A 9,844-nucleotide genomic window follows, 5' to 3' on the forward strand; every position below is an offset into this window, starting at 1 on the left:
CCATTGGGACAATAGGGGTATGCTCAGGTGCATGAGCGACGACGGTGTCGGTCTGGACGGCCGTCGGCTGCGCACTCGGCGCAGCCGTGAAGCGCTGTCGCGCGCGGCGTTCGACCTGCTCACCGAGCGGGGGCTCGACGCGGTGGCCGTCGAGGACATCGCGCTGCGGGCCGGTGTCACCCGGCGCACGTTCAGCAGGCACTTCGCGTCCATCGAAGAGGCGATTCTCGGCGATGTCGACCAGGATGTGCACCTGTTCAACGAAGCCCTGAGCCACCGTCCCCTTTCCGAGTCGCCCCTGATCGCCTACCGCGGCGCCGTCCACGACTGGCTCGCCACCGAGTACGGCGGGGCCCGTGCGTCGCTGCTGGCCCGCCGCTGGGCGCTGTTCCAGCGCTTCGAGGACGAACCGGAACTGTTCGCCGGCTATCAGCGCATCCGCATCGACGGGCAACGCGAGTCCGTCCGGATCATCGCGGCACGGCTCGGCGTGGATCCGCAGACCGATCCGCGTCCGGCCGTCGCCGTCGGCGCCGGTGCGGGCATGCTGCTCGCGGCGCTACAGAGTTGGGCGGCGGGCCCTGATCCGATGGGCCTGCCCGGCCTCGTCGAAGAGTTCTTCGACACCCTCGTCACCCTCACCGCCGAAATTCGCAACGAGGAGTCACCGTCATGCCTACCGGGTCGGTGAACATGTACCGCCGGACGTGCCGCCGCGTCGGCTTGGATCGCAATCCGCTGCGCCGCAGTGAAGATCGTGTGCAGACCGGTGTCGCGGTGCTGCTGGCCCTGGTGTTCCTGATAGTCGTGCCCATACTCGCGCTGACCGTCGGCGGCCGGGTGTACCGCGTCGAGACGGCCGCGGTGCGGGCCGAGACGGCACGCTTGCATCGAGTCGACGCCACCGTGATCGAAACCGGGAAGGCGCCGCTGTACGCGCCGGTGGTGCCCGCGCGTGTGTCCTGGAAGGATGCCGAGGGCGTGGCCCACACCGGCGACTATCAGTCGACCACGGTGGTCGAGCCGGGTTCCACCGTGCCGATCTGGCTGAACGAACGCGGCGCGATCGTGGAGCCGCCGTCGTCGACCCAGCCCGCCAGCAAGGCGGTGATGCTGACCGCCGGTGCGGTGTTCGGCGTTTCGATCGTGCTCGTCGGCAGCTATCTGCTGCTGCGCCGCGGTCTCGATCGGCGGCGGCTGCGCAGGTGGGAGACCGAGTGGGTGGCGGCCGATCTCACCTGGGGGCACGGCTGAGCCTTGGTGCGGCGTGCCCGCCGGGCGAGGGTAGGGAACAGGCGCAGCGGGCACGTCGCGTGCCGCGCCGCTACGCGGCGAACGAAGCGGGCCCGGCACTGACCTGAGATTAAGGCATCGGCGTGCCGGACGGCCCGGTTCGCCGCTGATCGCCGGAGATCCCACCACATAGACCCGGTTATGTTGTGACACAGCATAACCGGGTCCGGTGCGCCTCAGACCGGAAAAAGACTGTGCTTGCGGGGGTTGGGCTCGGCGCTCGCCTCTTTCTCGCGCAGCAGACGCAGCGCCCGGCGGATCTCCAGTCTCGTCTGCGAAGGCTCGATCACCGCATCGATGTAGCCGCGCTCGGCGGCGATCCACGGCGTGGCCACCGTCGTGTTGTACTGCTCGATCATGGCGTCGCGCACGGCCGCGCGGTCCTCAGGGGCCACCTGGGCGAGCTGCCGTTTGCCGACGATGCTCACCGCGCTCTCCGCACCCATCACGGCGATGCGCGCGGTCGGCCAGGCCAGGCTGACGTCGGAGCCGAGTTGCTTGCAGCCCATCACGGCGTAGCCTCCGCCGTAGGCCTTGCGGACCACGACGGTCACGATCGGGACGGTCGCCTCGATCACCGCGCGGAAGAACCGTCCGCCGCGCTTGATCACTCCGCTGCGCTCTTCCTCCACGCCGGGCAGCACGCCGGGGGTGTCCACGACGAAGATCAGCGGCAGCCCGAAGACATTGCACAGCCGGATGAAGTGCGTCGCCTTGTCCGAGCACTTGGCGTCGATCGCGCCGCCGAGGACCAGCGGCTGATTCGCGATCACCCCGACGCTGCGCCCGTCCACCCTGGCGAAGCCGGTGATCAGGTTCTGCGCGGTCGCCGCGCTGATCTCGTGGAAGTCGCCGTCGTCGAACAGGCGCAGCAAGATCTCGTGCATGTCGTAGCCCTGCCGATCGGAGTCGGGAACGATCGAGTCCAGCTCCAGATCGTGCGGCGTGACCTGCGGCTCCAGGCCCGGATTGACGACCGGGCCCGGCTCGAGGCAACTCGACGGCAGGTAGCCCAAATAGGTCCTGGCCCAGTCGAAAGCGTCCTGCTCGGTGGCGGCGACATGGTGGACGGTGCCGTTGGCCGCCTGCGCCTGCGCGCCACCCAGTTCCTCCATGGTCACCTCCTCGCCGGTGACCTCCTTGATCACCTCGGGGCCGGTGACGAACATGTAGGACTTCTCGGTCGCGATCAGGATGTCGGTGTTGACCGGTGCGTAGACCGACCCGGCCGCGCATTTGCCCAGCATGATCGACACTTGCGGGACGAAGCCCGACAGTCGTTCCTGGCGACGGCTCATCAGCGCGTACCAGGCCAGCGAGGTGACCGCGTCCTGGATGCGGGCGCCGCCGGAGTCGTTGATCGCGACGACCGGGCAGGCGTTCCTGGTGGCGAAATCCAGCGCCGCGGCGACCTTGCGGCCGAACATCTCGCCGACGGAGCCTCCGAAGACCGTCTGATCGTGGGCGATCACCACGACGGGCCTGCCGTCGATCCGCCCGCGGCCGGTGACCACGCCGTCGCCGTACATGGCTCCCGGGGTGCCCGGCTGGCGCACCAGCGCGCCGGTCTCCACGAAACTCCCCGGGTCGAGTAGCGCGCGCACTCGCTCCCGCGCGCTGGGAATGCCCTTGGTCTTGCGCTTCGCGATGCCGTTTTCGCCTGCGGGCTCTTCGGCCAGTTCCAGAATCCCCCGCAGCTCGTCCAGCTTGTCTCGCGTACCGCTCATATGTGTTGTCGCCCTTCAAAACTCGTCGCGACGCCGTACGGCAGCGCGGCGCTCGATGCTATCGGCGATGCGATCTGCTGCACAGCGGTTCGGATGATCTGATGGAACAGCTCACAGGTTTGCCTTTCGATGCCTCGGTTCATAGCACGCGACCCCCCGGCTCACGGCGACGACACGGACTGTGTGACGTCCCAATCGTGGCCGTGGGTCGCGATGAACCGTCCCCAGAGCGCCGGAGGGGACTACTCAGGGCGGTGCCCACGGATCTAGGGTGATCTCGACGCAGCGCCGGAAATGCGCGGACGGCGCTGCGTCACACTCCGGAAATCGGTGCGCCCGCGAAGACATCGGGCCGGATCCGAAAATAGCGGTGCCGCAGCGGTTCTGCCTGTGCGGGACGCGGGCTGCGCGAAATTCCAGCGAAAGTTGTGATTGCGCCCAACGGGTCGGGCGGCCGCTGATGACTTACCCGATGCGGCGGAACATATCTCGATTCCATCACGATCCGACGCTAACCTTCGGGAGGCATGATGGGCAGGCAGTCGAGACCGAGTACCGAGACGTTGACATCGAAACTCGTCGCACACCTGGCCGGGCGTTCCGGCCGCGACGCGTCCGGCGATGTGGCGACGACCGCACGGAATTGTCTGGCGGCCGCTGTCGAACTACTGGCTCCGCGTCCGGCGCCCGCGGCGGTCCGGCCGCCGGAGATCGCCGGTTTCGCCTCGCGCTGGGCGCGGGAGGGCATCACACTGGAAACGGTGCTCGGCGCATATCACGACGAAATCCGTAGCGGCCTGGAATTCCTCGCCGACGAGGTCGCCGACGAGCGAACCGATCATTTTCTCGCGGGTGCGCTATTGGCCGTCCACGTACTGGAGATGGTGACCGTGGCGGCGTCGACCGCTTATGTCGACGAGCACCGCGCGGTCGCGCGGGAACATCAGACCGCGGCTCAGACGCTGGTCTCCGCGCTGCTGGGCGGGCACGCGGTCGGCGAACTCGCCAGGGCGACAGGCATTCCGATCGCACGGTCGTATCAGGTCGTCGCGCTGGGCATTCCGGCGCATCCGGACGAGCGAAGACCCGGCACGGGCACGGACGCGGCCCGGCGCAAACTCCGTCGCGTGCAGGCCGCGCTGGCCGGTCCGCTCGGCTCACGGGCCTTGTCGGTGCTGTCCGCCGCGGGCGGCACGGTGCTGGTGCCGCTCGACGACGTGCCCGCCCGCACCGGAACATTCACCATGACCGACGACGTGCTGGCCATCGTCGGTGAGGCCGCCGAGGTCCCGTTGACGGCCACGGTGGCCACCGGCCGCACCGCGCGCATCCCGGAACTGGCCGGTCGCGCCCACGATCTGCTGGACCGGCTGCGGGCGGCGGGCGGGCCGCCGGGGCTGTATCGGGTGGCCGACGCGGGCGATGCCCCGGCTTGTGAACTGCCCCAGCCGGGCCATATGGCCATCGTCACCTCGCCCAACGATCGCGTGATCGGCCGTTCTGCCTGATATTTCGCCGCTATCGTCGACTGTGCCCTGATCTCGAGGGTGAGCAAAGGAGTTCGAGTGACCACCGCGTTGACCGATCGCGATATTCTGCGCGAACTGGAGCCCACCGCCGAACGCCTGCTCAACGACCATCTGCGCAAGGCGAAATCCTGGAATCCGCACGATTACGTGCCGTGGGACGACGGCCGCAATTTCGCCGCCCTCGGCGGAATCGATTGGGAGCCGGGTCAATCCGCGCTTTCCGAGGTCGCGCAGACCGCGATGATCACCAATCTGCTCACCGAGGACAATCTGCCGTCGTATCACCGGGAGATCTCGGAGTCGTTCTCGCTGGACGGGGTGTGGGGTACCTGGGTGGGCCGGTGGACCGCCGAGGAGAACCGCCACGCCATCGTGATGCGCGACTATCTGGTCGTGACCCGCGCGGTCGATCCGGTGCTGCTGGAGCAGGCGCGGATGGCGCATATGACCACAGGTTTCGCCACACCCGGCGAAGAGGAGCGGTTGCTCCATTCGGTCGCTTACGTCACGTTGCAGGAGCTCGCGACCAGGATCAGCCACCGCAATACGGGAGCGGCCTGCGAGGAACCGATCGCCGAGCGTATGCTGCAGCGAGTTGCCGCCGACGAGAACCTGCACATGATCTTCTACCGGAACATCAGCGCCGCGGCCCTCGACCTGGTGCCGAACGAAGCGCTGCGCGCCATCACCAGCGTGGTCACCCGATTCCAGATGCCTGGGCTGACCCAGCCGAATTTCCGGCGCAACGCCGTGCTGCTGGCCAAGCACGGCATCTACGACTTGCGTCAGCATCTCGATGTGGTGGTGCGTCCGGTGCTGCGCGCGTGGCACGTCTTCGAACGCGACGATCTGACCGGCGACGGCGAACGAGCCCGCGAGGAGCTGCACGCCTACCTCGAAGACCTGGAGATCCGGGCGCGCCGGTTCGAGGAACAGCGCGAACGCGCCGCGGCCAGACAAGCGGAACGGGCCGCCGCAGCCGGATGAGCCCACGTATGCCGATCACCGCGGTGGCGATGGCCCTCATCGCCACCGCTGCCGCTGCGCCCGTACTCGCCGATCCGGTGCCGCAGACCCCGCCGCCCGCCGTCGACCCCGCCATGACGCGCACCGGGCTGCTCTCGATCGAGGACCTGGGCGGGGGGCACGAACGGCTGTCGATAGCCTCGGCGGCGATGCGCCGGATCATCACCGTCGACATCCTGCGCGGCAGCGGCGCGGCGCCGCGCCCGGTGCTGTACCTACTCGACGGCGTCGACGGCGATGCCACGTCCGCATGGCTGACCAAGGGCGCAGCAGCCGAGTTCTTCGCGGGCAAGCCGGTGGACGTGGTGCTGCCCGGCGGCGGCACCGGCAGCATGTACAGCGACTGGGTCCGGCAGGACGCCGCACTCGGACTCAACCGCTGGGAGACGTTCCTCACCACCGAGCTCCCGCCCATCGTGGAGTCGCTGCTGCGCACCGACGGGCGTCGCGCCATCGCCGGGGTGTCGATGGGCGCGCAGGCGGCGATGATGCTCGCCCAGCGCCATCCGGGCTGGTATCGCGCCGTCGCCGGGATGAGCGGGTGCTACTCCACCGCCGACCCGCTGGGGCACGCGGTGACCACCATCACGGTCGCCTCGCGCGGCGGCAACGTGAACAATCTCTGGGGCCCGCCGACCTCACCGGAGTGGGCCGCGCACGACAGCCTGCTACACGCGGAGAACCTGCGCGACACCGCCGTTTACCTCTCGGCGGCCACCGGGCTGCCGACGGGAGCCGATCTGGTGTCGGTCGCGAACTCCCCGTCGGTCGCGGAAGCGCTGCAAACCGCAGGCGGCGGTGCTGCGCTGGAAGCGGGCGCCCGGGCCTGCACCGAGCGGTTCGCCGACCGCCTGTCCCAGCTGAACATCCCCGCCACCCTGGAGTACACCGCGGCGGGCATGCACACCTGGCCGGACTTCCAGGCGCAGCTGCCGAAGGCGTGGCGGGTGCTGGCGCAGGCGCTGGGGCTGCCCACGCCGTCGTGAATCGGCGGAATGAGCGCGGCGCCCTCGCGTTGACACCGATATGACCTCGGCGCTTTCCCCTGTCCGGTTCTCCGTTCTCGATCGCTCGCGCGTCCGGCGCGGTCAGAGCCATCCGGCCGCGTTACGGGAGACCGTCGAGTTCGCCCGGCTCGCCGAACGGTCGGGCTATCACCGTTTCTGGGTGTCGGAGCACCACAGTGTGCCCGGCGTGGCGGGCTCGGCGCCGACCGTGCTCGCGGCCGCAGCGGCGGGAGCGACCGAGCGGATCCGGATCGGCACGGGCGGTGTGATGCTGCCCAACCACCAGCCGCTGGTGGTCGCCGAGCAGTTCGGCGTGCTGGAATCGCTCTACCCGGGACGCATCGACATGGGTCTCGGCCGCTCGGTCGGGTTCACCGACGGCGTGCGGCGAGCGCTGGGGCACGACAAGCGCGACGCGGAGGACTTCGACGCCCAGCTCGCCGAGCTGCTGGGGTACTTCGCCGAGGGCAGACAGGGGGTGCACGCGTGGCCCGCCGAAGGGCTGCGTATCCCGGCGTTCCTGCTGGCCACCGGGTCCGGCGCCGAGCGGGCCGCCCGCTTCGGGCTGCCGCTGGTCATCGCCGCGGTCGGCGGGGAGGACCGCATGGTGGAGGCTATCGAGCGCTATCGTGCCCTGTTCCGCTCCGCCGCGGTGGGCGCGGCGCCTTACGTCGTGGTCTCCGCCTCGATAGTGATCGCCGACAGCACTGCCGAAGCGCATCGGCTGCTGCTGCCGGAGGCGTGGTCCGGCGCATACGCGCGCACCCATGGCGAGTTCCCGCCCCTGATACCGCCCGTGGAAATCGAGGCGCGCACCATGACCGATCGGGAGCGCCGGATCTTCGACGAGGGGTTGCGCGGCCACCTGTACGGAACCGAGGACGAGGTCGCCGGCCGACTGGAGCGGCTGGTGGGCAGGACGGGCGCCGACGAAATCCTCGTACACACCAGCACCTACGATCGCGACGCGCGGCTGGATTCGCACCGCCGCCTGGCGTCGCTCGTCGGCCTGTCGCGCGTGGCTGTCCGCGATCGGGCCGGTACGGCGGCCTGATCAGCCGGTGCTCGCCTACGGGAAGCGCACTTCGGCGGCGGCATAGCCGAACAGTCTGCGTCCCTCGGCGCGCGCGTCGACCGCGATGGTCGCCCGCCGCCTGCGCGGGTCGATGGAGGTGACCCGGCCGCGGAATTGGATCACGCCGGTGCCGACCGGTGGTATGCGCAGGTGCTGCGCGTTGTGCGCGAACTGCACACGAAACCGGGTGAGAGCCGCGGGGTCGCCGAGCCAGGAGCTCAAGAACGAGGTGGCCAGACCCAGTTTGAGCATGCCAGGAGCGACCACGGTCGGCAGGCCGCTGGCGACCGCGACCCTTTCGTCGAACAGCACCGGATTGGATTCGCCCGTCACCCCGGCGTAGTTGACCAGGTCGCCACGGGACAGGCGCATGGTGCGAAGGGGCAGTTCGGCGCCCACCGACAGGTCGGCGAAAGCGACGCGCGGACGCGGTATCCGGCGCAGCGGCGTCGGCGCGAGGTGATCCGCCGCGGCCGGGACGACGGCGCTGCCTCGAGCCGGTGCGTCCGGGGAGCGATGGCCCATGGCGACCTTGCGTACGGCGTCGGCCAACCACGGATCGCGACCGCCCACCCGGGCGAGCAATGCGCTGGAGCCGGTCTGCACCACGGTGCCGTGCTGGTCGATGAGCACGCTCTTGATCGCGAGGACGTCGTAATCGCCGAAGTGCCGGAACGATTCGAAATAGACGTCGCAGGTCAGGCGATCGCCCGCCAGCAACGGCCTGCCGAAGTCGAAAACTTGGTCCGCGTGCAGGATCCGGGTCGGGTCGTAGCCGGTGATCAGCGTGTCCAGAATTTCGCGGTGCACTCTGGTGAGGATTATCGAGCTGAATGTGGCGGGCGCGATGAGCCCGGGAAAGCCGAGTTCGGCCGCGGCGTCCTCGCTCCGATGCGCGGGATGGGAATCCTGGACGGCGCGGGCGAATTCCCGGATCTTTTCCCGTTCCACCTCATAGCGGAGAGTGGAACGGTAACGATGGTCGATGAGTGATCTGGCCTGATCGGCCGGATTCACCGCGGTCTCGTTCATGGTTGCTCCTGTATCGCGAAATGGTGGACGACGGCGCGCTCTCGTCACGAGAGCGGACCGAACCGCCAGACCAGGGGCGGCATCTGCTCGGGAGTCACGGTGCCGACGACGTCCACCCCCGCGTCGTGGAAGGTGCCCACCGCGCGGTCGAGGTGGTCGGCCGAGGTGATCAACACGACGTCGCGCGCGCCGATCGCGCGCATGATCGTCGCCGAGCGTTCGGCGTTCTGCACGGTCGTGGCCGCCTCCGGTTCCAGATGGATGCGCGCCGCGGGTACGCCGCGAGCGATCAGCCAGTCCGCCATCGCCCGTGCCTCGGTGACACCGTTGTGCGCGTTGCCGCCGGTCACGATGATCGGCGAGAAGGGAGCCAGCAACGCCTGCAGGTATCCGGCGTGCAGGCGGTCGACCAACTCCGGGCGCATGGCGCCGTCGGGCAGCAGCCCGTAGCCGAGCACGACGATGGCGGTCACCGGTCCGCGCGGTGTGGGCATGGGCGCGGGGACCGGCGCCTGTGGTCCGGCGGTCACGGATCCCCAGTCGGCGGAGCCCGAGCCCTCCGCCGCGGCGGAGGGGAGATGGGTCGCGGCGGCGGCGACGGCGACCACGCCCAGCAAGGTGCGGGCGAGACGAACCACGATGGCGGACATGGAATCTCCAAGCGGTTAGCCACCGGATGGCCACCGATGGCTGGGGTGCAGCGTCCGTCCATGATGCGGCCGCAGGCCGTTGCGGAACCGTAATCGTCTGGTGATCTGGACAATTCACCGTTCGCGAGCCGTTCGCTTGTGCCCGACGACCTCGTCGGCGAATTCCGGGAGTGGTCTTCTTCGCCTTCTTTGTGCCGCTTCCCTAGCCGCGTCGAGCACGTTCGTGAGGTCTCCAGACCCGGCCGTGGCGGGTGGGCGGGTCGTGTTCGCCAGTTCTAGCGTTGATCCGGCTTCGGTGCCGTCGATCGGCGTGAACGGCCATCGAATGACCTGTTTCCGTCGAGCGCGTGGCTCGTGCCCTGACTCGCCCGCGGGCTCGACGGAAGCACCGACCGCCACGCGTTTCGCTCGCCGGACGGGATCTCTCGACCCGCCTCTGTCCGGCGCGCACGTCCCCGGCGCGCGGCGGTGTGCCCACCGAGCGGATCCTCGCACCCTCCGCTCG

At 69.3% G+C, this 9,844-nt stretch carries 9 protein-coding genes; 6 read left to right on the forward strand and 3 right to left on the reverse strand.

The window, feature by feature from the left end; translation table 11 throughout:
- The first annotated feature begins 31 nt into the window (after positions 1–31).
- Positions 32–691, forward strand: coding sequence for a TetR/AcrR family transcriptional regulator (locus tag ACIA5H_RS07875; protein ID WP_379255484.1), 660 nt, complete (start codon positions 32–34; stop codon positions 689–691).
- Positions 673–1,254, forward strand: a complete 582-nt coding sequence (locus ACIA5H_RS07880; protein WP_379255486.1) for a hypothetical protein — start codon at positions 673–675, stop codon at positions 1,252–1,254. Before ACIA5H_RS07875 ends, ACIA5H_RS07880 begins: the two co-directional genes overlap by 19 nt.
- Before the next feature lie 215 nt (positions 1,255–1,469).
- On the opposite strand, the gene ACIA5H_RS07885 is transcribed toward ACIA5H_RS07880, so the two are convergent.
- On the reverse strand, positions 1,470–3,020 hold the full coding sequence (locus tag ACIA5H_RS07885) for an acyl-CoA carboxylase subunit beta (RefSeq protein ID WP_355078400.1): 1,551 nt from the start codon (positions 3,018–3,020) through the stop codon (positions 1,470–1,472).
- 563 nt (positions 3,021–3,583) lie between these two features.
- On the opposite strand from ACIA5H_RS07885, the gene ACIA5H_RS07890 reads away from it, so the two are divergent.
- Genes ACIA5H_RS07890 through ACIA5H_RS07905 form a run of 4 tightly spaced genes read left to right on the forward strand, consistent with a single transcriptional unit; the run spans position 3,584 to position 7,636 of the window.
- Positions 3,584–4,528: a transcriptional regulator gene (locus tag ACIA5H_RS07890; RefSeq protein ID WP_397074689.1), complete on the forward strand. Its 945-nt coding sequence runs from the start codon at positions 3,584–3,586 to the stop codon at positions 4,526–4,528.
- Positions 4,529–4,585: 57 nt separating this feature from the next.
- Entirely contained in the window at positions 4,586–5,536 is a 951-nt protein-coding gene (locus ACIA5H_RS07895; RefSeq protein ID WP_397074691.1) for an acyl-ACP desaturase, read from the forward strand.
- 8 nt (positions 5,537–5,544) lie between these two features.
- The gene (locus ACIA5H_RS07900; protein ID WP_355078397.1) at positions 5,545–6,561 is read left to right on the forward strand and encodes an alpha/beta hydrolase family protein; all 1,017 of its coding nucleotides are present in this window, start codon (positions 5,545–5,547) and stop codon (positions 6,559–6,561) included.
- 40 nt (positions 6,562–6,601) lie between these two features.
- Positions 6,602–7,636 carry an LLM class flavin-dependent oxidoreductase gene (locus ACIA5H_RS07905; protein ID WP_397074694.1) on the forward strand — a complete coding sequence of 345 codons (1,035 nt, stop codon included), beginning with the start codon at positions 6,602–6,604 and terminating at the stop codon, positions 7,634–7,636.
- 15 nt (positions 7,637–7,651) lie between these two features.
- Here ACIA5H_RS07905 and ACIA5H_RS07910 read toward each other — a convergent pair whose 3' ends face one another.
- Positions 7,652–8,689 carry a fused (3R)-hydroxyacyl-ACP dehydratase subunits HadA/HadB gene (locus tag ACIA5H_RS07910; protein ID WP_355078395.1) on the reverse strand — a complete coding sequence of 346 codons (1,038 nt, stop codon included), beginning with the start codon at positions 8,687–8,689 and terminating at the stop codon, positions 7,652–7,654.
- Between the two features lie 44 nt (positions 8,690–8,733).
- Positions 8,734–9,339 (reverse strand): YdcF family protein, encoded by a 606-nt coding sequence (locus tag ACIA5H_RS07915; RefSeq protein ID WP_397074697.1) that lies wholly within the window; start codon positions 9,337–9,339, stop codon positions 8,734–8,736.
- Positions 9,340–9,844 lie beyond the last annotated feature (505 nt).

The sequence above is a fragment of the Nocardia sp. NPDC051900 genome (genome assembly GCF_044452545.1).
Taxonomy (GTDB): domain Bacteria; phylum Actinomycetota; class Actinomycetes; order Mycobacteriales; family Mycobacteriaceae; genus Nocardia; species Nocardia sichangensis.